Origin of the sequence: Clostridium sp., from assembly GCF_047777555.1 — a bacterium.
GTDB lineage: Bacteria > Bacillota > Clostridia > Clostridiales > Clostridiaceae > Clostridium_H.
Genome location: NZ_JBKEEV010000002.1, coordinates 145478 through 171749 on the forward strand (window position 1 = coordinate 145478; position 26272 = coordinate 171749).

At 35.0% G+C, this 26272-nt stretch carries 21 protein-coding genes, 1 tRNA gene, 3 rRNA genes and 1 riboswitch; of the genes, 5 read left to right on the top strand and 20 right to left on the bottom strand.

Features of this window, described 5'->3' with window-relative positions; genetic code table 11:
- Window positions 1-95: 95 nt before the first annotated feature.
- Both ACFWTK_RS03860 and ACFWTK_RS03865 read right to left on the bottom strand, forming a co-directional pair.
- Window positions 96-278 carry a helix-turn-helix domain-containing protein gene (locus ACFWTK_RS03860; protein ID WP_106024020.1) on the bottom strand — a complete coding sequence of 61 codons (183 nt, stop codon included), beginning with the start codon at window positions 276-278 and terminating at the stop codon, window positions 96-98.
- Between the two features lie 158 nt (window positions 279-436).
- Window positions 437-793: a PASTA domain-containing protein gene (locus ACFWTK_RS03865; protein ID WP_415874815.1), complete on the bottom strand. Its 357-nt coding sequence runs from the start codon at window positions 791-793 to the stop codon at window positions 437-439.
- Window positions 794-996: 203 nt separating this feature from the next.
- Here ACFWTK_RS03865 and ACFWTK_RS03870 point away from each other — a divergent pair, with 203 nt between their 5' ends.
- On the top strand, window positions 997-1725 hold the full coding sequence (locus ACFWTK_RS03870; protein WP_415874816.1) for a glycerophosphodiester phosphodiesterase: 729 nt from the start codon (window positions 997-999) through the stop codon (window positions 1723-1725).
- 391 nt (window positions 1726-2116) lie between these two features.
- Here the strand turns inward: ACFWTK_RS03870 and ACFWTK_RS03875 are convergent, their stop codons facing one another.
- Window positions 2117-2608, bottom strand: a complete 492-nt coding sequence (locus tag ACFWTK_RS03875) for a DsrE/DsrF/DrsH-like family protein (protein ID WP_415874817.1) — start codon at window positions 2606-2608, stop codon at window positions 2117-2119.
- A gap of 53 nt (window positions 2609-2661) precedes the next feature.
- Window positions 2662-4029: a TRAP transporter large permease subunit gene (locus ACFWTK_RS03880; RefSeq protein ID WP_415874818.1), complete on the bottom strand. Its 1368-nt coding sequence runs from the start codon at window positions 4027-4029 to the stop codon at window positions 2662-2664.
- A gap of 230 nt (window positions 4030-4259) precedes the next feature.
- Between ACFWTK_RS03880 and ACFWTK_RS03885 the strand changes: the two genes are divergently transcribed.
- Entirely contained in the window at window positions 4260-5135 is an 876-nt protein-coding gene (locus ACFWTK_RS03885; protein ID WP_415874819.1) for a YitT family protein, read from the top strand.
- Between the two features lie 72 nt (window positions 5136-5207).
- Here ACFWTK_RS03885 and ACFWTK_RS03890 read toward each other — a convergent pair whose 3' ends face one another.
- The 10 genes from ACFWTK_RS03890 to hcp all read right to left on the bottom strand — a co-directional run bounded on the left by ACFWTK_RS03890 (window position 5208) and on the right by hcp (window position 17769).
- Window positions 5208-5561 (bottom strand): cupin domain-containing protein, encoded by a 354-nt coding sequence (locus ACFWTK_RS03890; protein WP_415874820.1) that lies wholly within the window; start codon window positions 5559-5561, stop codon window positions 5208-5210.
- A gap of 260 nt (window positions 5562-5821) precedes the next feature.
- A 5S ribosomal RNA gene (gene rrf / locus ACFWTK_RS03895) occupies window positions 5822-5938 on the bottom strand.
- 2 nt (window positions 5939-5940) lie between these two features.
- Window positions 5941-6015 (bottom strand) — tRNA-Asn (locus tag ACFWTK_RS03900).
- 58 nt (window positions 6016-6073) lie between these two features.
- Window positions 6074-8977, bottom strand: a 23S ribosomal RNA gene (locus ACFWTK_RS03905).
- 217 nt (window positions 8978-9194) lie between these two features.
- Window positions 9195-10706, bottom strand: a 16S ribosomal RNA gene (locus ACFWTK_RS03910).
- The 16S, 23S and 5S rRNA genes sit together here with 1 tRNA gene alongside, the layout of an rRNA operon.
- Window positions 10707-11154: 448 nt before the next feature.
- Window positions 11155-11883, bottom strand: coding sequence for a hypothetical protein (locus ACFWTK_RS03915; RefSeq protein ID WP_415874821.1), 729 nt, complete (start codon window positions 11881-11883; stop codon window positions 11155-11157).
- A gap of 177 nt (window positions 11884-12060) precedes the next feature.
- The gene (locus tag ACFWTK_RS03920) at window positions 12061-12933 is read right to left on the bottom strand and encodes a DUF1002 domain-containing protein (RefSeq protein ID WP_415874822.1); all 873 of its coding nucleotides are present in this window, start codon (window positions 12931-12933) and stop codon (window positions 12061-12063) included.
- 102 nt (window positions 12934-13035) lie between these two features.
- Entirely contained in the window at window positions 13036-14169 is a 1134-nt protein-coding gene (locus ACFWTK_RS03925; protein ID WP_415874823.1) for a tetratricopeptide repeat protein, read from the bottom strand.
- Between the two features lie 187 nt (window positions 14170-14356).
- The gene (locus ACFWTK_RS03930; RefSeq protein ID WP_415874824.1) at window positions 14357-15769 is read right to left on the bottom strand and encodes a L,D-transpeptidase family protein; all 1413 of its coding nucleotides are present in this window, start codon (window positions 15767-15769) and stop codon (window positions 14357-14359) included.
- A gap of 272 nt (window positions 15770-16041) precedes the next feature.
- The gene (gene hcp / locus ACFWTK_RS03935; protein ID WP_415874825.1) at window positions 16042-17769 is read right to left on the bottom strand and encodes a hydroxylamine reductase; all 1728 of its coding nucleotides are present in this window, start codon (window positions 17767-17769) and stop codon (window positions 16042-16044) included.
- Window positions 17770-17993: 224 nt separating this feature from the next.
- On the opposite strand from hcp, the gene ACFWTK_RS03940 reads away from it, so the two are divergent.
- Entirely contained in the window at window positions 17994-18221 is a 228-nt protein-coding gene (locus tag ACFWTK_RS03940) for a helix-turn-helix domain-containing protein (RefSeq protein WP_415874826.1), read from the top strand.
- Between the two features lie 206 nt (window positions 18222-18427).
- Here the strand turns inward: ACFWTK_RS03940 and ACFWTK_RS03945 are convergent, their stop codons facing one another.
- Genes ACFWTK_RS03945 through ACFWTK_RS03955 form a run of 3 tightly spaced genes read right to left on the bottom strand, consistent with a single transcriptional unit; the run spans window position 18428 to window position 21914 of the window.
- Window positions 18428-19327, bottom strand: a complete 900-nt coding sequence (locus tag ACFWTK_RS03945; RefSeq protein WP_415874827.1) for a homoserine O-succinyltransferase — start codon at window positions 19325-19327, stop codon at window positions 18428-18430.
- 33 nt (window positions 19328-19360) lie between these two features.
- Window positions 19361-20641, bottom strand: a complete 1281-nt coding sequence (locus ACFWTK_RS03950; RefSeq protein WP_415874828.1) for an O-acetylhomoserine aminocarboxypropyltransferase/cysteine synthase family protein — start codon at window positions 20639-20641, stop codon at window positions 19361-19363.
- Between the two features lie 31 nt (window positions 20642-20672).
- Complete coding sequence (locus ACFWTK_RS03955; protein ID WP_415874829.1) at window positions 20673-21914, bottom strand: homoserine dehydrogenase; 1242 nt, start codon at window positions 21912-21914, stop codon at window positions 20673-20675.
- 207 nt (window positions 21915-22121) lie between these two features.
- Window positions 22122-22234: riboswitch (SAM riboswitch) on the bottom strand.
- A 177-nt stretch (window positions 22235-22411) separates the two neighbouring features.
- On the opposite strand from ACFWTK_RS03955, the gene ACFWTK_RS03960 reads away from it, so the two are divergent.
- A complete protein-coding gene (locus ACFWTK_RS03960; protein WP_415874830.1) occupies window positions 22412-22768 on the top strand; it encodes a YmaF family protein in 357 nt (118 codons plus the stop codon).
- A gap of 54 nt (window positions 22769-22822) precedes the next feature.
- Here the strand turns inward: ACFWTK_RS03960 and ACFWTK_RS03965 are convergent, their stop codons facing one another.
- Complete coding sequence (locus ACFWTK_RS03965; RefSeq protein ID WP_415874831.1) at window positions 22823-23809, bottom strand: Gfo/Idh/MocA family protein; 987 nt, start codon at window positions 23807-23809, stop codon at window positions 22823-22825.
- 151 nt (window positions 23810-23960) lie between these two features.
- On the bottom strand, window positions 23961-24638 hold the full coding sequence (locus ACFWTK_RS03970; RefSeq protein ID WP_415874832.1) for a fructose-6-phosphate aldolase: 678 nt from the start codon (window positions 24636-24638) through the stop codon (window positions 23961-23963).
- Window positions 24639-24930: 292 nt separating this feature from the next.
- Between ACFWTK_RS03970 and ACFWTK_RS03975 the strand changes: the two genes are divergently transcribed.
- Complete coding sequence (locus tag ACFWTK_RS03975) at window positions 24931-25911, top strand: type I phosphomannose isomerase catalytic subunit (protein WP_415874833.1); 981 nt, start codon at window positions 24931-24933, stop codon at window positions 25909-25911.
- Window positions 25912-25982: 71 nt separating this feature from the next.
- Here ACFWTK_RS03975 and ACFWTK_RS03980 read toward each other — a convergent pair whose 3' ends face one another.
- On the bottom strand, window positions 25983-26132 hold the full coding sequence (locus tag ACFWTK_RS03980) for a hypothetical protein (protein ID WP_165815388.1): 150 nt from the start codon (window positions 26130-26132) through the stop codon (window positions 25983-25985).
- Window positions 26133-26272 lie beyond the last annotated feature (140 nt).

A 26272-nucleotide genomic window follows, 5' to 3' on the forward strand; every position in this document is an offset into this window, starting at 1 on the left:
TCTAGTTACTACTAATTTATTTTTCCCTCTATGAACGAATTTATTATAAAAAAAAGCTTATTCAGAGCATATATTGGCCCGAATAAGCCTCTTTATCAAATTAATTTATTAATATCAACACCATAATATTCTGCTAGTATTTTCTTTTCTCCATTAGTTGTTGATATAATTCCTTTTTCTTTATCTATATATTCTGAAACTGGTATATTTAAAAGCTCTGCAATATTCTCCTCTGTCTCACCATTTTCTATTCTAATATTCCTTAGATTTTCGTTCATTATATCACCTCTAATGACTCTTATTTTTGTATTACTAACTAATATTATCTTGTATACAACTCTTCTTTAATATTGTTTGTATTACTTAGACAAACTATACTTAAACTTTCTTATATGAGATGATTTTTAGTTCCAAATCTCTCCATTAAGTGCATATTTTAATTTTTATCTTTTTCCACCTTTTTACCCTTACTAATCTTAATCTTTATTGTAGTTCCTTCTATAGCAGTATCATTTACTGAAGGACTTTGTGTAACTATTTTTCCTTTGGGAATAACTTCACTATATTCTTCTCCAACTATTTGTATATTTAACCCTCTTTTATTTAAAATAGATTTAGCTTCCTGAGGAGTTTGTCCTATGATTTCTGGAACGACTATAAAATCTTCTTGATAAATTACAGAAGAGTCTGTAATCTTTTTTGAATTCTTTTTTCCGAAAATTAGAAGGCTTATAATCAATACAAGTAAAACTACAGAAACTATTTCTAAGATATCCTTCCAACTAATCTTCAACTTAACTCCCCCAAAAAAGATGTTCTATACTATATATTCAATATGAAGTTAATTTATAATTTTATTTTATAAATCATAATAAGAAAATAGTTGAATATACTCTATTGAGAAATATATGAACTCTTCTCCAATTTTTTAGTATTCTAATCTTCTATCACATCTTCTGCTAAATTTAAGTAATCCATAAAAGGAGGAGCTTATATATGATAATAAATTATGCTCATAGAGGTGCTAGTGGATATTTCCCAGAAAACACCATGCTGGCTTTTGAAAAAGCTGTTTCTCTCGGTTCAACAGGTATAGAGACAGATATTCAAATGACCAAAGATGGAGTTCTAGTGTTAATTCATGATGAAAGGGTAGACAGAACTACAGACGGGACTGGCTATGTAAAAGATTATACTTACAAAGAACTTTTAAAATTAGATGCTGGTTCTTATGTTTCTGAAGAGTTCAAAGGGTTGAAAGTACCTACTTTAGAGGAACTTCTTCAATTTGCATCTCATAACGAACTTAAGCTGGATCTTGAGTTAAAAAGTAATATTATTCTGTATGATGGAATAGAAGAAAAAACTGTAGATCTGATAAACAAATACAACATGAATCATAGAGTCACAGTTTCTAGTTTTAATCATTATTCTTTGATGAAGATAAAGAGAATTTCTAAAAAAACAAAAATAGGTCTTTTATATATGACTGGACTTGTTCACCCAGAAAAATATGCAAAGTTTTTAGGTGCTGAGGCTCTTCATCCTTATTTCCTTGCAGTAAATGATCCTAAGATTATAAGAAGAATAAAAAAAGCTAAAATAGAAATAGTCCCATATACTATTGATAATGAGAAATTTATGAAACGATTTATAGATTTTGGAGTAGACGGAATAACAACAAACTACCCAGATAAGCTAAATAAGCTCCTTCAAGATATCTAACATTATTATGGGATTTGCATTTAGGAAAGCTTCACTTTGCAAAGAAGCTCTAATATTTCTGAATTTAAAGCCCCTAAACCTTCTAAACTCACTGCCGCTCAAACAATAGAAGGTTCTTACGGTGTTTTAAACCCAGAAATAAAGAGCTTCTAATGCTTATTCAATGCTTTCTACAATGCAAATCCCATACGTGATGTTTAAATATCTCACCAATGTATTGTAATCTTTAAATTAGATAAATAAAGGCAATTTGAGGAGCATTTATGAAAGCTTCTCTTCGCAAAAAAGCTCTAATATTTCTGAATTTAAAGCCCCTAAACCTTCTAAACTCACTATCGTTCAAACAATAGAAGGTTCTTACGGTGCTTTGACGCCTCCACTTAGAACTTTTTTAAACAAACAACTGCATATCTGAGTTCAGAGCATCTTTTAAATAGTCTTTTGCGGTTATGATTTCAAGCTCAGGAATAAACTCTTCTTCTTTAAATCCCATAACCTCGACAGACATTTTGCAACCGTAGAATTTAACACCATTTTTTATCGCACCTTTTAAAAAGGCAGTAAGTGGTGGAGTTTTTGAATCTTCCATCATATCTTCAAGCATGGCTTTACCTATGCCTGCCACATTCATTTTAGACAGTGGAAGCTGTTCTGGTCCCTTGGGTGTTACAGTGTCAAACATCTTTTCATAAGCTGTTTTATCCTCCAAGGTCATCTTTTCCGGATCTCTTAGGAGAAATAGACCCCAAAAAGCACAAAATATAGTAACTTCTACCCCCAGCTCTCTTGCAGCATTTGCTATAGTTAAGGCTGCTAAGGCTTTGTCATATTCTCCACTAAAAAGAAGTAGATTTAATTTTTTTCCCGCAACATCATTACTCAAAGTTCTCCCTCCTAAATCCTATATCCTTTTTCGTTATTAAGCTTAAAATTTTTTTAAATCCAAAGCATTCCAACTATAAACGTGGCTACTACTCCCACAGCTACAGGTATTAAGTTCTTTTTAGCAAGTTCAATAGGTGTTACTTCACATATAGCTGCAACTGGAACTACACTCCAAGGAATTATAGTTCCTCCCCCAATCCATACAGTTATAACCTGACCAAATGCTGCTATTCTTTCTATATCTACACCTACTGATGTTGAAAAGGCCCTTGCTAGGGTTCCCACCAGTGGAATTCCACCGAAGCCTGAACCACTCACTCCCACTAAAGTACTTATAAGCCCCTGCATGGCTATTGCACTAATTCTTGATAATTTTATTTTAGAAGAAACATACATGCTTATGTCTGTCAATAATCCAGTAGCTTCTGATCCCAATATTTTCTGAGCAGTTTCTTCACTTCCTAGAAAGAAAAAGGCTCCTATTATGATTATAGGTGCAAAAATCTTCATTCCAGCCATAAAACCATCTCTTATATACCCTGTAAATTCTCCAAGGGCTTTAGCAAATCCAAATTTAGTTATAGCTGAAAGTATTAAAATCAATACGGATGTGCCTCCAATTAAAGCTGTGGCTTCTTCTCCTTTTATATTAAATATGAGCATAAATACTATATTAAGCATAAACATAATTACAGTTAAAATTGAAATGGCTTTGGCTCCCTTAACAGCTTTATCTTCTGTAAAAGCTGCTTCATCTGCTTCCTCTTTTTCTAAGAATGCCTTTTCATCTCTTTTCATAAGTATAAAAGCAGTTGCAGCAGAAAATAAACACATGGCAAGCCAAAATGGTATGCTAGCCTTAACTATTCCCAATATATCCTTTATGCCAGCACTCTTTGCAGTTATGGCTGGAGCTCCTTGTATAAAAAAATCACTAGACAAAGCTGCTCCTTTCCCAAATAAACACAATACAACAGCTACCCAAATTCTAGGAAGACCTACTTTTATTGCTGCCGGAACCATTATGGCTCCTATAAATACCACAGCTGCTGTTGGCCAAACGAACCAAGATATTACCATCATAGTGATTCCAAGTATAATAAAAGCTATTGATTTATTAAACATAAGCTTTTTTATAGGAGAAATCATAATTTCATCTGCTCCTATATCGCTTAAAGCCCTTGACATAGCATTGACTAATGAAATAATAAGTATAATGTCTATAAACTCTCTTCCGGAAACAATTATAGCTGTATATATAATCACCATAGCCTTTAATGGATTTCCCGTTGCCACAAGCCCAATTATTCCTGTACCTAAAATACAAAGCAAAGATACATCTCTTTTTTTAATAATCGCTGCAATTATACATATAATAATTATCACATATATATAGTGAATTGAAGTCAATCCTACCATGGAGGTTCTCCTATCTTCTTTAATAATTTGCTTTTCTTTATTATACTTTCTCTAATTCTTTCATATTATTCAAATAAGTATAACTTATAAACATCTTAACCTCTTTCTTAATAGCAAGAACTGCGTTTTTTATTTATAAAGTCTATTAGAATAAAAAGGTTACAATTCTTATGGAATTAAGTTTTGCTTGGTGGGAATACTAAGCATAGATTTTCAGCAGGAGGATTAATATGAACATAAGATTTTTAGGTATGTCTAAAACAGAGTTTATTAAGAAAAGCTTAATGATAAGCCTTGGGAGTTTTATAAATGCTGTAAGTGTTAATCTTTTTATAATACCAAGTAAATTACTTAGCGGAGGTTTATCTGGAATAAGCCTTATTCTTCATTATCTATTTAACATTCCTGTAGGCCTATCATTGCTTCTGCTTAATATTCCTCTTCTCATTTTAAGCATATTAAAGATAAATAAAAAGTTCACTCTGTTTACCATTATAGGGACATTAGTTCTTTCATTTGGTATCATGCTTACCGCTCCTTTAACAGAAGTATTTTCTTCTGCATCTGAAGTAAACAGATTACTATATTGTATTTATGGCGGAGTTCTAAGCGGCCTAGGAATCGGACTAGTCTTTTCAAATCAGGGCTCTACTGGTGGTATAGATATAATAAGTATGATAGCCAAAAAGCAGTATAACATGGATATAGGCACAGCAAGCTTTGTTGTAAACCTTATTATCATTTCTATTGGAGCCATATTTTTTGGACTTGAAGTAGGATTATACACCCTTATAGCCATGTATATATCTTCTGCTGTAATCGATAGGGTTCTTAAAGGATTTAGCAGACAAAAGATGCTTATAATAGTTACAAAAAAAACGGAAAATGTATCTTCTGCTGTAATGAATAAGCTTCGTCGAGGAGTTACTATACTATATGGCGAGGGAGCTTATACAAAAGAAAAAATAAATATAATATATTGTATTGTCTCTCCAGCACAGCTACCAAAAATTAAACAGCTCATTCGAGAAATTGATGAAAATGCCTTTATATCTATTACTGACACCTCGGAAGTACAGGGGAAGGGATTTGTGAATATTATATGATAGCAGATAAAATAAGCTAAAGTACCACTAATCATTTATGTGACACTTTAGCTTATTTATAATTATTTCTTTCTACTTGTCTCCAAACTCTTTAGAATATGCATTTAAGCTAGGTCTTGGTGCAATAACTACAAAGCAAGATAAATTCTTATCTGTATTATTTATTAGTGAAAACATTTCTTCACCAGTGCAATATACAACATCTCCCTCTGCAATATCTTGCTTTTTATCATCTATCGTAAGTTCTCCTCCTCCTGCTATAACATATAAAATTAAGTCACTGCTCTCATGTTGATGTGGTGGTATCTCCTGTCCCGGCATTAGATTTAATATAAAATTTAAAACCTTTTCTCCACTGAATATAAGCCTTTTAGTTATACTATTAGGTAAATAAACCATCTTATCCTTAACATTATCTAATTTCATTTAATGTTCCTCCCTATAACTTGTAAGTAATTTTCTTGACTTTATTTTATAATGTTCCTTGGTATTTTTATGTGATTTCAATCAAATTACAATTTATTTAAATTTATATTATTATTCCCTAGACTGGGCCTGGATTATTACATTAATAATTATAATCGCAGTTTTTATTATAAAAGTGGCTTCTATAACTAAGTTTCTACCCTACTAACATAAAAAACACCAAGAATTTCTATTAGGAAATTCTTGGTGTTTTTCACATTACCCGGCGGCGACCTACTCTTCCACACCGTCTCCAGTGCAGTACCATCGGCGCTTTGAAGCTTAACCATCGTGTTCGGTATGGGAACGGGTGTTACCTTCAAGCCATAACCACCAGATATGGCTCCGCGAAAAGGATTCGAACCTTCAACCTATCGGTTAACAGCCGAGTGCTCCACCGTTGAGCTATCGCAAAATTGAACGTGTATTTTGAAATCATTTATTCTTCAAAATTGCACAGTGTACTTTATTTTTTGATCAAGTCCTCGATCTATTAGTATCAGTCAGCTTAACACATTACTGCACTTACACCTCTGACCTATCAACCTGGTAGTCTTCCAGGGATCTTACTAGTTAAACTATGGGAAATCTAATCTTGAGGTGGGCTTCACGCTTAGATGCTTTCAGCGTTTATCCCTTCCCGACATAGCTACCCAGCTGTGCTCCTGGCGGAACAACTGGTGCACCAGAGGTCAGTCCATCCCGGTCCTCTCGTACTAAGGACAGCTCCTCTCAAATTTCCTACGCCCACGGCGGATAGGGACCGAACTGTCTCACGACGTTCTGAACCCAGCTCGCGTGCCGCTTTAATGGGCGAACAGCCCAACCCTTGGGACCGACTACAGCCCCAGGATGCGACGAGCCGACATCGAGGTGCCAAACCTCCCCGTCGATGTGGACTCTTGGGGGAGATCAGCCTGTTATCCCCGAGGTAGCTTTTATCCGTTGAGCGATGGCCCTTCCATACAGAACCACCGGATCACTAAGCCCGACTTTCGTCCCTGCTCCACCTGTATGTGTCGCAGTCAGGCTCCCTTCTGCCTTTGCACTCTACGCGCGATTTCCGACCGCGCTGAGGGAACCTTTGGGCGCCTCCGTTACCTTTTAGGAGGCGACCGCCCCAGTCAAACTGCCCACCTAACAATGTCCTGTGACCAGATTCATGGCCTCCAGTTAGAATTCCAGTACTGTCAGGGTGGTATCCCAAGGGCGACTCCATAGAGACTGACGTCCCTACTTCTAAGTCTCCCACCTATCCTGTACAGACAATACCGAAATTCAATGCTAAGCTACAGTAAAGCTCTACGGGGTCTTTCCGTCCAACCGCGGGTAGCAAGCATCTTCACTTGCACTACAATTTCACCGGATTTGCTGCCGAGACAGTGCCCAAATCATTACGCCATTCGTGCGGGTCGGAACTTACCCGACAAGGAATTTCGCTACCTTAGGACCGTTATAGTTACGGCCGCCGTTTACTGGGGCTTAAGTTCATAGCTTCGCTTGTGCTAACTATTCCCCTTAACCTTCCAGCACCGGGCAGGCGTCAGCCCCTATACATCAGCTTACGCTTTAGCAGAGACCTGTGTTTTTGATAAACAGTTGCTTGGGCCTTGTCACTGCGGCCTGCTCTCGCAGGCACCCCTTCTCGCGAACTTACGGGGTCAATTTGCCGAGTTCCTTAGCAGCAATTCTTCCGACGGCCTTAGGATTCTCTCCTCATCTACCTGTGTCGGTTTGCGGTACGGGCACCACTTTGCTCCATAGAGACTTTTCTTGGCAGCATGGAATCAGATACTTCGCCAAAATAGGCTCCCCATAACACCTCAGACTTCGCGTTGAGCGGATTTGCCTGCTCAACATCCTAAGTGCTTAGACGCACATCCAATAGTGCGCACATCCTATCCTTCTGCGTCATCCCATTTGTCAAACGCATTATGGTGGTACTGGAATATCAACCAGTTGTCCATCACCTACGCTTTTCAGCCTCGGCTTAGGTCCCGACTAACCCTGGGAGGACGAGCCTTCCCCAGGAAACCTTAGATATTCGGCCAACAGGATTCTCACCTGTTTCTCGCTACTTATGCCAGCATTCTCACTTCTATACTGTCCACCGCTCCTTACGGTACAGCTTCAACCTGTATAGAAAGCTCCTCTACCACGTGTCTTACGACACATCCATAGCTTCGGTGGTAAGTTTTAGCCCCGGACATCTTCGGCGCAGGATCTCTCGACTAGTGAGCTATTACGCACTCTTTAAATGAGTGGCTGCTTCTAAGCCAACATCCTAGTTGTCTTAGAAATCCCACATCCTTTACCACTTAACTTACACTTTGGGACCTTAGCTGATGGTCTGGGCTCTTTCCCTTTTGACCACGGATCTTATCATTCGCAGTCTGACTGCCGGGGTACAAGTATATGGCATTCGGAGTTTGATAGGGTTCAGTAACTGTTGTCAGCCCCTAGCCCATTCAGTGCTCTACCTCCACTACTTAATTACCCGACGCTAGCCCTAAAGCTATTTCGAGGAGAACCAGCTATCTCCGAGTTCGATTGGAATTTCTCCGCTATCCACAGCTCATCCCATGGTTTTTCAACACCAACGTGGTTCGGACCTCCACGAAATTTTACTTTCGCTTCATCCTGGCCATGGATAGGTCACCCGGTTTCGGGTCTACGATATGCAACTAGTTGCCCTATTCAGACTCGGTTTCCCTTCGGCTCCGCACTAGAGGTGCTTAACCTTGCTGCATATCGTAACTCGCTGGCCCGTTCTACAAAAAGTACGCGGTCACACATAAAAGTGCTCCCACCGATTGTAGGCACACGGTTTCAGGTTCTATTTCACTCCCCTCCCGGGGTTCTTTTCACCTTTCCCTCACGGTACTGCTTCACTATCGGTCACTAGGTAGTATTTAGCCTTGGGAGATGGTCCTCCCTGCTTCCCACAAGGTTTCACGTGTCTCGTGGTACTCTGGAGTAGATCTGCTTCTCTTTTCTTTTTGCCTACAGGGTTATTACCTTCTGTGACTGAACTTTCCAGTTCTATTCGGCTAAGAAAATCGAAGATTTATGATCTATCCTCAACCCCAGAAACAAAGTTCCTGGTTTGGGCTCTTCCCCGTTCGCTCGCCGCTACTTAGGGAATCGATTTTTCTTTCTCTTCCTCTGGGTACTTAGATGTTTCAGTTCCCCAGGTGTACCTCTATATGCCTATGTATTCAGCATATAGTACTCAGCATTAGCTAAGTGGGTTTCCCCATTCGGAAATCTGCGGATCACAGATTATTTGCATCTACCCGCAGCTTATCGCAGCTTATCACGTCCTTCATCGGCTCCTAGTGCCAGGGCATCCACCGTGCGCCCTTTTTAACTTGATCGTCATTCGTATATTTTCATTCTTGGCTACTTAATGTTGTTTTGCTTTCGCAAAACTTTAAGTTTAATCAGCTTTACTTCTCATTGAAGTATTCTAGGTTTAATCTTTATATACACTGTGCAATTTTCAAAGAACAAATTTTGAAAGACCTTAGTCTCTCAAAATTAAACAGAATTAAGTATCCAGTCTATGAAAGCTTTGCTTTCATTTCTCCCTAGAAAGGAGGTGATCCAGCCGCAGGTTCTCCTACGGCTACCTTGTTACGACTTCACCCCAATCACCAATCCCACCTTCGGCCGCTGGCTCCATAAAGGTTACCTCACGGACTTCGGGTGTTACCGGCTCTCATGGTGTGACGGGCGGTGTGTACAAGACCCGGGAACGTATTCACCGCGACATGCTGATTCGCGATTACTAGCAACTCCAACTTCATGTAGGCGAGTTTCAGCCTACAATCCGAACTGGGACCGGCTTTTGAGTTTAGCTCCCCCTCACGGGATTGCATCTTGTTGTACCGGCCATTGTAGCACGTGTGTAGCCCTAGACATAAGGGGCATGATGATTTGACGTCATCCCCACCTTCCTCCACGTTAACCGCGGCAGTCTCGTTAGAGTGCTCAACTTAATGGTAGCAACTAACAATAAGGGTTGCGCTCGTTGCGGGACTTAACCCAACATCTCACGACACGAGCTGACGACAACCATGCACCACCTGTCTTCCTGCCCCGAAGGGCTTCCTCCGTTACGAGTAATTCAGGAGATGTCAAGTCTAGGTAAGGTTCTTCGCGTTGCTTCGAATTAAACCACATGCTCCGCTGCTTGTGCGGGTCCCCGTCAATTCCTTTGAGTTTTAATCTTGCGACCGTACTCCCCAGGCGGAATACTTATTGCGTTTGCTGCGGCACCGAAGGTGGTACCCTCCGACACCTAGTATTCATCGTTTACGGCGTGGACTACCAGGGTATCTAATCCTGTTTGCTCCCCACGCTTTCGTATCTCAGCGTCAGTTATGGTCCAGAAAGCCGCCTTCGCCACTGGTGTTCTTCCTAATCTCTACGCATTTCACCGCTACACTAGGAATTCCACTTTCCTCTCCCACACTCTAGATATCCAGTATCAAATGCAGCGCCCAGGTTAAGCCCGGGAATTTCACATCTGACTTAAATATCCGCCTACATACTCTTTACGCCCAGTAAATCCGGACAACGCTTGCCACCTACGTATTACCGCGGCTGCTGGCACGTAGTTAGCCGTGGCTTCCTCCTTAGGTACCGTCATTATCGTCCCTAAAGACAGAGCTTTACAATCCGAAGACCTTCATCGCTCACGCGGCGTTGCTGCGTCAGGGTTTCCCCCATTGCGCAATATTCCCCACTGCTGCCTCCCGTAGGAGTCTGGACCGTGTCTCAGTTCCAATGTGGCCGATCACCCTCTCAGGTCGGCTACGCATCGTCGCCTTGGTGAGCCCTTACCTCACCAACTAGCTAATGCGCCGCGGGCCCATCTTAGTGCGGATTACTCCTTTGATTATCCTATCATGCGGTAGAATAATGTTATGCGGTATTAATCTCCCTTTCGGGAGGCTATCCCCCTCACTAAGGCAGGTTGCCCACGTGTTACTCACCCGTCCGCCGCTAGAATCCCTCCCGAAGGAGTTCTTCTCGCTCGACTTGCATGTGTTAGGCACGCCGCCAGCGTTCGTCCTGAGCCAGGATCAAACTCTCAATTTAAAAGATTACTAGAAATCTTCGATTTCGTGTAAGCTTTTACTCCTCAGCTCTGCTGAGTGAGTTTCCTTAGCTCTACTCATAAGTTATTGACTGGCATTTATTTACCTTAATTCTGTTTAATTTTCAAAGACCAAATCTTTTCTTTTTTGTCGTCTCTCTCGTGACGACATGGACTATCTTATCACAAATATGAACTACAATTTATATAACTTATGTCTTTAATTCAAATTAAATTTACATATCTACATATTTCGTCGTTTTTCTCAAACTTTATTATATTGATACGCTTGGAGAAGTATACTATGGATAACAACATTATTTCCAATTAATAGAGTTAGTAAAAAAATAGACACTTAGAAATTAATCCAAATGTCTATTTCTTATTCATAAAGTGTTGAACTATACGCCTATACTACTGCAAAATACATATTATTACCATGCCTAGTGTCTATTTAATGATTGTAGTTATCATTCGAAGCAAAAGTTTTACTACCTCTTCATCCTTCATGGTTTTATTCTTTGCAGCATCATTATTGTCGATTTCTGATTCCTTATCTAATACTACTACTTTTATTGGCTTTGTTTGAGCAGGTATGCTTTTAGTTGCAATATCGTATATTACTAATAAATTTTTGTTTTTAAGTTCTCCTTCATACTTCTCTCCATCTCGTGTAACAACTTCTACATCATTTGTAACTTTTATTTTTAATTGATTATCTACGCTTATTAGATTTTCATCAAATAAGCCTACCTTTACTGATTCTTTTATATCTCCAATTATAACAACTTCGGTTGGATATTGAGGTGGATATATCAATATCATTGGTCTTGTTGCATCATAATATCCTGTTATTTTAGCACCAATCTCTAACTTATTATCATTCACAATGTAAGTGTCCTTAGATATTATAAGATTTGCTGTTTTACCTTGACTGTCTTCCACTTCCACAATTTTAGAATCTTCTATACCTCTATAATCTTCTATACTCTTAATTATTCCTGTATAACTCTTAAAATAAGATTGCTCTATTTTCTGTGCAGGTGCGCTTATAAGTTTAACATCTTCTACTATTTGAGCATCTTTATTCATTCCTTCTGCAGTTGTTGCTAATGCTATTGATGAAGATAATAACAAAACTCCTGCTGTAATGGTACTTATTAATGCTTTCGATTTCATATTCATCCCTCTTTCCTAAATTTTTAAAAGCTGCAGCTACTTATATATACGAAAGATTTTAGGAAAAAGTTTCCTAAGCACGTACATTTTCCATATTTCATCTGCATTATTTAAAATAACGTAAAAATGAAGGGCAATTGCTTTTTATTTTTAGCAATTACCCTTCATTTTTATATCTTATGCAAAAAGTTCTCTAAAGAATGCTGTTATCGCACTCCAAAGCTTAGCGAAAAAACCTTGAGCTTCTTCGCTTGTTAATACAGTGTTTAATTTGCTTGTAACATCCTTTAATTGGTCCTTTACTTCATTGAAATCTATATCTAAACCATTTATTTTTTCCATTAAAGCTGTTATTCTTTGAACATCCTCGTCGCTTAATTTAACCTTGTATTCATCAGCTACATCTGTTACTATTTTTTGTATTTCCTTAGCTCCCTGAGGCTTTTCTTTGATAACTTCTGTTTTTACTTCGTTTATTAATTTAGCAGCCTCATCTTTTCCTACCTTTTCTCCTAAATCTCCTGTAACCACTATTTCTTCATTAGCAGCCTTCTTTTTATCTTCGTCTATTTTTTGTCCACCTTCACTATTTTCAAATCCCTTTAGTATTCCTGTAAGAGCTGCTGTTCCTGATACATTAAAAGGAGCCGATGCCTTTACAACAGCATTTTCTATGCCTGCAGTGATTAGAGCATTTCTTATCATACTTTCACTAACCCAATACATATTATTTATGGATATAACCAATCCACCTTTTTCTGTAGGTTCCACATAGGAAGATGATATAGCCCTTGTCCCTATTTGCTTTGCATCTGCTACATCACCTAGATATTTTCTTTCTTCATCATTTGTTACCTCTATTACATTAGCTTCTTCTTTAGTAACCCCAAAGTATTTTAGCATGTCTTCTTTTTGTTTAGAAGTTAAATTTGCTCCAAGAGTAACAACCTTAAAAGCATCTGCATAAACTTGCTTTACTGGTATAGACACTATTAATGCTGTAAAAAGTAAAAATGATGATATCATTCCCATAAGTCTTTTAGATCTCATATTCAAAATCTCCTTTGCTTATTAGTATAATCAATAGTATAGTTGTATTCTCCACTTAACTAATATATTATACCATATATAAGGCTGTGAAACCAAAAACTTCTAATCATTGTCCTTTCCACTCATTTCCTTTTCTATTTGTTTAATCCCTCTATCAGCCGAAGAAACGTACCCAGAATTAGGATAATCTTCTTTTACCTTCTGGAAAAATGCAAGAGCATTAGCATTGTCGCCAGTCTCCTTATAAGCATTTCCTATTTGATAAGTAATCCAAGGCATAAGTTCTTCACTTGGTCTAATTTCATAAGCTTCTTTCAATTTTGGAAGTGCTTGTTTATACTTTCCTTGCTTATATAGTCTGTTTCCTTCATTATATATATCCCACTTATTCTTTACATCTGTATTAGACTTTGGTTTATCATCTGATTTTACTTCTTTTGTCTTATTTTTTGATTTATCATTAGCATCTGTATTTTTTATGTTTTGTGTATTGTTAATATTCTCATCTTTATAAGACTTTTCAGTTGTATTTGATAATGACGAATTATCATTATCATCTTCTTGGGAGCTTGTATTATCTAGTTGTTCAGTAGTTTCTGTTGTATTTTTTTTTGTTATATCGCTTGATACAGTATTACTCATATCTTCGTTATTATTTTCATCCGAAGACTTATTTGTCTTTTTATCAGCCAAGTTCTTAGTCTTATTAGCAGCCAACTCTTGTTTTGAAGCACTTGGAATGTTTATTCCAATTATAAAACTTATGGTAAAAATAGCTATAAGGACACTTAGAATAGAAATTCCCATAACAACTTTCTTATTTCGATTATCATCAATATTCTTACTTGAGCTATCTTCCTTCTCTTTAATAGGCTTCACAGTTTTGGCCATAGTCCTCTCTACTATTGAATTTCTTATATATTCTTTTGCTAAATCGCTATATTCTTCATATTCAGCCAGTTCCTTAAATGTATTTTCTGCCTTTTTATATTTTTTGTTGTTAATATAGCATAATCCTAAAAGTCTTATTGCTTCAGTAAAATCTTCATTATAGGATAAAGCTTTTCTTAAATCTTTTATGGCAGAATCTAAGTCATTTATTTTTATCTCTGCAATAGCCTTGTTATATAGAATAATAGACTTTTTAATATCGGTATCAACACTATACTCATTTGATTCTATATTATCCATATCTAAAGGCTGCGTATTTTTCATTTCTAAATCAAAATCAATCAAACAAATCCCTCCTTAAGATTATGCATTACTGTCTTCAATATTGTAAATTGACTCACACATAACTTATAATTATATTAAAGTTTATTTAAAAATATATAACTTTTACTAACATAATAATTATATATATCTTTCAATAAAAAGTCATAACCACCTATATAAAATTAACTAAATAGTTACATCTACATTTCTATTCCTCATAACAAATAATTGGCGTTCCATCTTCTATATTCTCATAGACTTTTTTAGCTAAATATAATGGAGCATTTATGCATCCGTGGCTTCCATTTCTTTTATATATCTCTCCCCCAAAAGAATGCCTCCAAGTTGCATCATGTATTCCTATATTGCCGAAAAATGGCATCCAATAAGTTACTCCTGCCTCATAACCAGGTCCTGTTAAGGTTGCTCCCTTTTGTTTATAATTTAGCATATATGTGCCAAGCACAGTAGAGTGCCCCCTGTTAGGATTACCTGTTACTACAGCACCATGAGTTATAAGCTTTCCATTTTTATAAAACCATAAATGTTGTCTTGTTATATTGATTTCTACATATGTATTGCCTATTTCATTTCCCTCTCTTGACAAGGCCTTTTGAATATATATGGGTTCCCTTTCAATTACTTTACCAGATTTTATATTTTGAATTAATGCCTCAGTCTCGCCATGAAGGTTAATCTTCCATCCGTAAAGTCCCCCCTTAACTTCTATTATTTTGCCTACAGAGGTCTTAAATTCCCTTGTTATGCCAACTGTATCATATTTTTTACACAAGTCTCTAACATATTTCATAACTGCCATCTTGTTTATTACTACATCTAAATTCTCATCAACACTAAGCCATTCATTTATTGTATCTCCATTTAACCTTTCTATTTCATTTCCGAATATATAGGTAATATCTGCCTTTACATATTTATTTAATAAATTTTTAGTTTTAGGAGTCTTATTAGAGTTTAAAGTATACTTCGGATTTTCATAACAAAGTTTTTTATCTAAATCTAAATTTCTTTCTCCTTTCAATATACTCATTTCTACAGCAGCCTTCAGTCTATCTTTATTCACCTTATTTCCATATACTTCTTGAATCACTTCATAGTAGCCATTGGAATACTTAAAGCTTACGTTCTTAGGTTCTACAATCTCTTTGTTTAAACAATTTAGACCATTTACCCTGTTGTTTAAGTTATTCTTATTATAAATAATTAATCCATCTACATAGTACCTTGACTTCCCAAATAATGAACCTATCCACTTAAGTGAATTTTGTTCATAATAAATCTTATCAATATCAGCTTTTTCATTGATCTGTATTCCTATATCTTGTTCTAGTATTTCTTCTGATTCACCATCTCTTTCTATTAATCTAAGCTTATAGCCCTCAAAATATCTTTTAATTGTATGTATTGCATTATCACGTGCCTTTAATGACACATCAACTCCATTTATTTCTGTATTGAAAAATAAATGATTATCAAAATATAAAGAAATAAGCAAATACACTAATATAATTAGACCCGCTGAAATAATAATCTTTTCTTTTGCATGGCTTTTAGAAATTCCTTTTATATCAAAATCCTTCATTTTATTTATACCTTTCATGAAAAACACTTTTTAATCATAATGCCTATTTTATAATATGTTAGTATTTTTGACTTTAAAACTTATATAATCTTCTATTTTACTTTTAATATGAAATTCTTTCTTTATTGACTAATAAAAAAATTTAAAGAGTGCAAAAAACTTCTTGGGCTTTTTACACTCTTTAATACTTACGCTTTAAATTTTAATATCTAAACTATCTTTCAATGACTTATATTTCAAGGCTGAAATCCTATAAACTCAGCGAAATACTTCTATTTTTCCATTGTTTTTTAGTTTTCTCCCATAAATAATTTAATATCATCTTCTACTGTTCCAATTCCAGCAATACCAAAGTTATCAACTAAAACCTTAGCTACATTTGGTGATAAGAATGCTGGTAGTGTTGGTCCTAAGTGAATATTTTTAACTCCTAAGTGTAGTAATGCAAGCAATACTATTACAGCCTTTTGTTCATACCATGCAATGTTAAATGAAATTGGTAATTCATTTATATCATCAAGTCCAAATACTTCTTTTAATTTAAGAGCTATTACTGCTAATGAGTATGAGTCGTTGCATTGTCCAGCGTCTAATACTCTTGGAATTCCACCAATATCTCCTAAATCAAGCTTATTATATTTATATTTAGCACATCCTGCTGTAAGAATTACTGTATCCTTTGGTAATTGTTTAGCAAAATCTGTGTAGTAGTTTCTGCTCTTCATTCTTCCGTCGCATCCTGCCATTACAAAGAATCTCTTGATTGCTCCACTCTTAACTGCTTCAACTACTTTGTCAGCTAAAGCTAATACTTGGTTGTGAGCAAATCCACCTATGATTTCTCCCTTTTCTATTTCTACAGGCGGCTTACACTTTTTAGCATGAGCTATTACTTGTGAGAAGTCCTTAGCTTTACCATCTTTCCCATCTGCTATGTGCTTAACTCCTTCAACTGATGTAGCTCCTGTTGTATACATTCTATTTTTATAAGAAGCCTTTGGAGGAACTATACAGTTTGTTGTCATAATTATTGGTCCATTAAAGCTTTCAAATTCCTTATCTTGAAGCCACCATGCATTTCCGTAGTTTCCTACAAAGTGCTTATATTTTTTAAATGCTGGATAGTAGTTTGCAGGAAGCATTTCGCTGTGAGTATAAACATCTACTCCAGTTCCTTCTGTTTGCTTTAATAATTCTTCCATATCCTTTAAATCATGTCCACTAATTAAAATACCAGGATTATTTCTAACACCTATATTAACTTTTGTAATTTCAGGATTTCCATAAGTAGATGTATTAGCTTTGTCAAGTAATGCCATAGCATCTACTCCATATTTACCAGCTTCTAGTACTAAAGCTGTTAATTCATCTCCTGTTAGCTTATCGTTTAAAGTCTCAGCTAAAGCTCTTTGCATAAATCCATATAGATTTTTATCTTCAAAGCCTAAATTATATGCATGCTTCATGTATGCTGCCATACCTTTTAATCCATAAGTTAAAAGTTCTCTTAAAGATCTTATATCTTCATTTTCTGTATTTAAAACTCCAACTTCTTCTGATTTTTTCTTTAATTCAGCTTCATTGCTTCCAAACCATAAAGCTGCATCATGTAGATTGTCTCCTTCTTCTTTAGGTATTATTCCTAAAAGCTTCTTTATCTTTCCAAATAAAGTTACTTCTTCATTTGAAGTACCATTAATTTTACCGCCAGCCTTTTCTAATTGCATTTTTATTTCTTCACGTAAAGCTAGCCCTGTCTTTACTCTTTCAACTAAATCTTTTCTATCAAAGTTAGCATTAGTTATAGTTGTGAAAAGACTTTCTACTATATATTTATCTACCTTTTTATTTGTAACTCCGATTTCTCTTGCTTTTGTACTGTATATTGAAATACCTTTTACAACATAAATTAAAAGGTCCTGCAAATTAGCAACATCTGAAGTCTTACCGCATACTCCTTTAACTGTGCATCCCTTTCCTCCAGCAGCCTCTTGGCATTGATAACAAAACATACTCATATTTTAAAACCTCCGTTATAATCTAATTTGTATAATTAACCTACAATGAGTTTCCTTCTCAATCACAGGTTAGATTATAACTAAACTGAAAATCATAATCTGTATCTTTTGTTACAAAATAATAAAATTGCTGGGCAATTTTATTATTTTGTACTATAGTTTTTTACAAAAACGTATTATAATTATATAAAGGACAACTATATAGTATGCGAGGGGGTCTCTGTATGTTAAATGGTAAAAAGGTCAGAGAGTTTAGAATGAATCTAGGTTACACTTCTCGGGATATTGAGATTCTTACTAAGAATCCTAAATATGAGACATCTATTTCTAAATCCTACTTAGAAGAACTAGAGAGAGGGGATAAAAAGAATCCTAGTCTTCAAAAGGTAGCGGTTCTTGCAAATGTTTTACGATGTAAAATAGATGATCTGGTAATAAATACAGAGTACTAATAGTTTTTTAAGAAGACAATTTTCAGTGTGATAAAAATCATAGTTTTTCCATAAAAATTAGAATAAAATAATTATCATAACAGAATTATTTATTATCTAATTTCTCTCATGTTTTTAATAATTTCTTGCTTTGCAGTAAATTGAACAGTTTAATAAACTAAAAAAGCCACCAGAAAAACTGGTGGCTTTTTTAGTTTATATTTATATTAATTATAGGAAGTATCCTTGCATACATAATATTTTAGCCAATTTGAGAATAATAAATTTGCATGTGCTCTCCACCTTACTAGTGGTTCATTATTTGGATCATCCCTTAAAAAATAGTTCTTTGGAATATCTATATCAAGCCCCCTTGATATATCCCTCTCATATTCTTCCTTTAAAGTACAAGCATCATACTCTGAATGTCCTGTTACAAAAATTTGTTTTCCATTATTAGCATAGGCAAGATATACCCCAGCCTCTTCTGACTCTGATAATATGGTGAGCTCTGGGACTTTCTCTATATCCTCTTTTAAAACCTCTGTATATCTTGAATGAGGGGCATAAAACTCATCATCAAAGCCCCTTAAAAGCTTTATGCCCTTATCATTTACTCTATGTGAGAAAATACCAAATAATTTTTTATCTAAAGGATATTTAGGAATGCCAAAATGATGATATAGCCCTGCCTGTGCTGCCCAACATATGTGAAGAGTTGATGTGACATTTTCCAGAGAAAAATTCATTATGTCCTTTAACTGCTCCCAGTAGTCAACCTCTTCAAATTCTAAATGTTCAATAGGCGCCCCTGTTATTATGAGTCCATCAAATTTTTCATTTTTTATATCCTTAAATGTGCTGTAAAAGTTAAGCAGATGCTCCTTAGGAGTATTTTTACACTTATGCTCTTTAATATAAATAAGCTTCACTTCAACATTTAGTTGAGTACTTCCAAGGAGTCTTAGCAGCTGAGTTTCTGTCTGAATTTTTGTAGGCATCAAATTTAAAATTCCTATTTTTATGGTCTTTAACTCCCCATGCAATTCTTCATTATATCTTACTGGAACCTTTTCCTTTATAAGAACTTCAGCAGCTGGAAGATTTTTCGGAATAATTACTGGCATAGTTTCTATCCTTTCCTTTTACTGCTTAAGGATTTAAGCTAAGTTTTCTAAAGCCTGTTCAAAATCTTTTATTATATCTTCTATATCTTCAATACCTACAGATACTCTTATTAAGTCTGGAGCAACTCCTGCTGCTATTTGCTGTTCTTCTGTAAGCTGTCTATGGGTTGTGCTTGCTGGATGAATTACTGAAGTTCTAGCATCTCCTAAATGAACAACTAAAGCAGCTAATTTTAGATTTCTTATAAATTGCTTTCCAGCTTCAACTCCACCTTTAACTCCAAAGGTTAAAATACCACTCGCCCCATTAGGCAAATATTTTTTAGCTAATTCATAAGTAGGATGGCTTTCTAATAGCGGATAGCTTACCCAGCTTACATTTTCATTCTTTTCTAGATACTTAGCTAACTTTAATGCATTTTCGCTATGTCTTTCCATTCTTAAATGAAGAGTTTCAAGTCCAAGATTAAATAAATATGCATTGAAAGCACTTGTGCAAACTCCTAGGTCTCTTAAAAGCTGTACTCTAGCCTTTACTATATATGCCGCATTTCCAAATTTCTTAGTATATATAATTCCATGATAAGTTGGATCTGGTTCTGTAAGTTCAGGATATTTTCCATTATTCCAATCAAAGTTTCCTCCGTCTACGATAATTCCTCCTATACTTGATGCATGCCCATCGATATACTTTGTAGCAGAGTGAGTGACTATGTTAGCCCCTAACTTTAACGGATTGCAAAGATATGGAGTTGCTATAGTGTTATCCACAATAAAAGGTACTTGCTTCTTCTTTGCAATTCTTGAGAACTTTTCAAAGTCCAATACGTTCAAGCCAGGATTTCCTATAGTTTCTCCAAAGATTGCCTTAGTGTTATCTCTAAAAGCCTTTAATATTTCTTCCTCATCCGCATCTGGATCTACAAAACTCACTTCTATTCCAAACTTCTTCAAAGTAGCTGATAAAAGAGTAAATGTTCCTCCGTATAAAGTTGATGCAGCTACTATATGTTCACCACTTTTGCAGATATTTAAAATTGCTAAAGTCGTTGCCGTTTGCCCTGCTGATACTGCAAGAGCTCCAACTCCACCTTCTAATTGAGCTACCTTCTCTTCATAAGCAGCTACAGTAGGATTGCTTATTCTTGAATACATATGTCCATCTGCCTCTAAATCGAATAAAGCTGCAACCTCGTCTGGATCATTATACTTATAAGTTGTGCTCTGATATATAGGAAGTACTCTCGGCTCCCCTGATTTTGGAGTATATCCTCCTTGTATACATATAGTTCCCTTTTTCCAATCATTACTCATTATTGTTTCCCCCTTTTTATTTAAGTTGAATTCAATTATCTAGTTTTATAAACTTCTTTACATCTAAAATAGAATTTTGGTTATTAAGCTTATTGAGCATAGAATCTAAAATCTCTTCGCTTTCACTTTCAACAAAAGCAACCACTTCATCACCATCTTTACCCTTTGCATTAGAGAAACAGCACTTGCTAAAAAGCTCCCCTAAAGCGCACATTGTTTCTACTCTATTTTTGCACTTAATCCTAAGCATCCATTCAGACTTTTGTTTCCATAGTCCATAAACTTCTGCTTTTTCTCTAACTGGGAATAACATTTTCCTGCCTTTATTTTCTATAATATCTACTATATCTCCAAATACTGCACTAGCTGTAGGAAGTTTTCCTGCCCCTTTGCCATAGAAAAACATATCACCAACAGCATCTCCTTCAACTGATATTCCATTGAATTCATCCTCAACTTTGGCAATTTGACTTCCTCTGCTAACTAACACTGGCCTTACTGCTGCATATATTCCTCTGTCCTCTTTACTGCTCATAGCTAGAAGCTTTATATTACAATTTTCCTCTTTAGCACACTGTATATCTGTTTCATCAATTTCAGTTATTCCAATAGTTCTAATTTCCTGCCAGTCAACCTTTTTTCCATATGCAATTGTAGACAATATAGATAATTTTCTAGCAGCATCATACCCCATTACATCAGATTCAGGATTAGCTTCTGCAAAACCTAGTTCTTGAGCAATCTTGAGTGCTTCATCATATCCCATGTTCTCGTTATACATTTTAGAAAGAATAAAATTGGTAGTACCATTTAATATTCCTTTAACACATTGTATTTCATTTCCAGCCAAACACTCGCTTAAAGGCTTTAATATGGGTATTCCCCCTCCCACACTAGCTTCAAAATGCAACTTAACCTGATTTTTGTTAGCCAAACTTAAAAGTTCTTCTCCATGTTTAGCTATTAAATCTTTATTAGCAGTTACCACATGCTTTTTCATATTAAGAAATTTTTTTATATACTCATAAGCAGGATTAATTCCTCCCATAGCCTCCACAACTATGTCTATGTCTTCATTAAATAACTCTTCAATCTTATCTGTTAATAGACTTGCATCACTTTGTCCTAAGTGTTTATTTATATCTCTTACCAGTATTTTTGCTATTCTTATTTCTTCCCCAGTTCTATCCTTTATCTTTTTAATATTCTTGTTTATAAGTTCCTCCACCCCAGAACCTACAGTTCCATTCCCTAATATAGCTATACCTGTCATAAGAACGCCCCCTATTTTATTAGATTATCATATTAAAGCTTTAATTAAATACTTTACTAAAGTAAAATATCTAACTTAATAAATGCTTTACTAGATAAAAGCCTATTTTTTAAATGTGCAACACCTTTTTTACAAATAAAAAACCACTTCCCAAAATAAGAAGTGGTATAAGCCAATTTTAGAATCCATAATAAAAGATTCTCTCACTTCTTATCTTTCAGGAAAACTCCTGCAGGAATTAGCACATTTCCATCTTAATAAATTAAGACAGCTGTTGCCGGGTTTCATAGGGCCAGTCCCTCAACCACTCTTGATAAGATTTTTATATTATTTAATTTAGAATTTATTTTACTCAACTGTAAATATTTTGTCAAGAGTTATTTTTAAATACAATTAATCAAAATTAATTATATTTAAACAGTAACCTTTTTTGAGCTTGTCCATATTATAAAATAGGACAAGCTTTTATTGTCAATTTTAAAAAGGTGGGGTTGGATATGGCATTATCTGCTGAAAGTTATTCTGAAAATGAAAAACGTGAAGGTTCTCAAACCCATGTACACGAATATGTAGGCAGCACTGACATCTTTCAAGGAATACCACACAACCATCGTTTTGCAGGAGTGACTAGTGAAGCTATACCAAGTGGTAATAGTCATGTTCATCAACTTTTAGGAAACTCCGACTTTTTCCAAAGCCATCTTCATGATGTTGGAGCTACAACAGGACCTGCTATCCCTGTTGGCAAAGGCAGGCATATACACTTTGTTTATGGCACAACTAGTCTAAATGCTGGGCACACTCATCAATTTATTTTTGCTACACTAATTGATAATCCTATTGGTAATTGCTAATATAATAGAGCCGTCATAATTGACGGCTCAACTGAAAATTTCTTGTCTTTAAACTCAGCTTCTATTTATCCGCAGGAAACTTAATTCCCATTTGTCTTCTTGCTTCATCCATAACCTCAAGTTCCATAACAGAACATCGATTATGTACTTCAGCCTTTCCTTTGCCTCAATAAGCCTAATAAACTCTTCCACTTCATAATACATATTATTATGGCATTTATTAGTTACTGATATTTCTTCCTTATCTCCATTATTATAAACAATTACGACTTCCTTTATATCTGGTATTTCTTTAATAATCATGCATCCCTTTTCCCCTTGAATTTGACTTGGTAATGCAGAGTTTGTAATCTTAGAATATATAAGTTCCGCCTGCATACCTTCATATTGAGCCATAATTGTTCCAGCACCATCTACTCCATTTTCTAAAATAACAGCATTTGCCCATACTTTCTTAGGCATTCCAAAAAGCTTCACTAGTGGATGAACGCAGTATACTCCAATATCCATTAATGATCCGTTAGAAAAAATGGGATTGAACGCATTTTCTATTATTCCTTTTTTAAAGTTATCGTATCGTGAGGAATATTGACAGTATTGAAAAGTAGCTCTTCTGATGGTTCCAAGTTTGCATAGATTATCTTCTACCATCTTAAACCCTGGATCAAAGACAGAACGCATGGCCTCTAGTAGAATTACTCCATTATCCCTAGATGCCTTTATCATTTCTTCCAATTCTTTTTTATTTGACGCTATAGTTTTTTCACAAAGTACATGTTTTTTACCATTCATCATCTTTATTGATTGAGAAGCATGTAAGCTATTTGGGCTAGCTACGTATACAGCATCAACTTCTTTACTTTCTGCAAGCTTATCTAAATCATCATATACTAAGGAAACTCCATATTTACTTCCAAACTCTATAGCTCTTTCCTTTGTTCTTGAATATACCGCCGCTAATTTAAATTTCTTACATAAACTAGCTGCTTCTATAAATTTATCTGTAATTTTATTTGTACCTATTACCGCAAATCTTACCATTATATATAATCCTCCCATTTTTAATTTCCTATTAACCAGCACCTACATAATTAACCTACAATATCTATTTTATATAAAAGGAGACTATTTAAACAAAGATATTCATTACAGTCTTGTATTAAATAGTCCTTTATTTCACCTTTTTATAAAATTAACAGTTTAACATTGTCTTTCCTTGACCACATAATTTTTCAAAATCTTTCGTAAACGCCTCTACTGCTGAAGTTACAACATCAAGTTTAATAAGGCCTTCAATTACGTCTGGTGCAACAGTTGCTGCTCCAATTCCGTATTTAGCAAGTTCTAATACTTGTTGTGAATTTTTGAAGCTGGCTGCTAATACCTCTGTTTTTAAACCATTCTTCTTGAAAATATCATGAATATCTTTTGCAGTTTGTATACCATCTGCACCTAAATTATCAATACGGTTTACATATGGTGCTGCATAATGAGCTCCTGCCTTACCTGCTAGATAAGCTTGCATAGAAGTGTAGATAGCCGTAGCTGTAATGTTAACTCCTTCTTTTGCTAGTGCTTTTATTGCTTTTAATCCTTCCCTTGTAACTGGAACTTTAATATATGTGTTTTTCCCCAATTCATCTTGTATCTTGTGAGCTTCTTTTATCATGTCTTCTGATTTAGCAGAAACTACTTGTACATGTAATTCAGATTCTTCTCCAATAAATTCACGAATTACTTTTAGAACTTCATAAGGGTTTTTACCCTCTTTAGATATGATAGATGGGTTAGTTGTAACCCCGTCTACTGGATAATAAGCATATATATCCTTTATTTTATCCAAGTTTGCATAGTCAATAATTAGCTTCATAACTTTTTCCCCTCTTTTTTAATTTGTTTAATACATATATTTTATCAAATATTTAAGTAATCTGTTGAAAACAAACAACTATTTTTTGCTACTAACATACATATAAGGAGCTTATTGTAAAGTATCGTATATGCATATATGTCCTTTATGATATAATTTATTTATTATATTACATAAACTTATAAAGATTAAGATAATTACTAAAACTTATCTGATATAAAAGATGAAAGCACAAAAAATCCCATTATAGAAAAAGAAATTCATTAATTTATCAATATATGGAGGTGTCAATATGTATCCATTAAAATTCAAAAACTTATATTATAATAAAGTATGGGGCGGAAGAGATCTTGAATTATTTAGAGATAATCTTCCTGAGGGAAATATCGGTGAAAGCTGGGATATTGCTTGCCATCCACACGGAATGAGTGTTGTATCTAATGGTGAGCTTAAAGGTACAAAATTAATCGATCTGATAAAATTGAAGGGTAACGATCTTTTAGGTACAGAAATACCTAAAGATTGGTTTCCGCTACTTATAAAGCTTATAAATGCTAAAGATAAGCTATCTGTTCAAGTACATCCTGACGATGAATACGCTAAAAGAGTAGAAGGAGAAATGGGTAAAACTGAGGTGTGGTATGTAGTCGAAGCTTTTGAAGGTGCAAATATAGTTATAGGCACAAAGAAAGGCTGCACCAAAGAACAATTAAAAAACGCTATCGAAACTGGAACTTTGGATAAATATATGAACAAGGTATCTGTTAAAAAAGGAGATGTGTTTTTTGTAAGAAGCGGTTTAATACACGCCATTGGCGAAGGTGTTATAATTGCGGAAATACAGCAAAACAGCGATACTACTTATAGAGTATATGACTACAACAGAGGAAGAGAACTTCATATAGAAAAAGCTTTAGATGTAATTAATTTAGACTTAATTGCGAAAAATTCTACTGGACTTACTATAAAAAACGAAGGCTATAATAAAACATATCTTTGTCTATGTAAAGATTTCTCCCTTGAATTATATGATGTAAGAACTTCTTTCACAGAAAACAGCGATAAAGAAAGATTTTTTGCCTTTACCTGTGTAGAAGGCAGTGGTGAAATCATCTATAAAGATGGAAAAGAAAACATAAATAAAGGAGACAGCTTGCTAATGCCTGCTTCTCTTGGTGAATATACTTTCAAAGGAAATATGAAAGTTTTAAAAAGCTATGTACCAGATGTGAAAAAAGTGGAAAAAGAAATAATAAACCATGTAAAAGCGTAGCGGAACTTACTATAAGAACTAGCGCCATTTAAATTAAAAGTATATAGTGGATAGGTATGTTTATTCATACTCTATCCACTATTTATTATACTCAAATACTCAATACTTCCTAAACTCTCTACACTACCCCTTTTCTCCACTGGAGCTTTAGCTCCCTCCACTTTCCACTTCTCCACTCCACAAACTGCCTTTTTTCTCCACTTAGAGATTTTTGTAATCATAATAAACTAAGCTCCAGCCTAGCTTTTATATTTGTTCATAATTCTATGGAAGTATTTATATTTATTGTCAAATTATTTAAGTTTATGTATAATTATATATAATATTTATCTCAGCTTGATTTAATAAATAATATAAACTA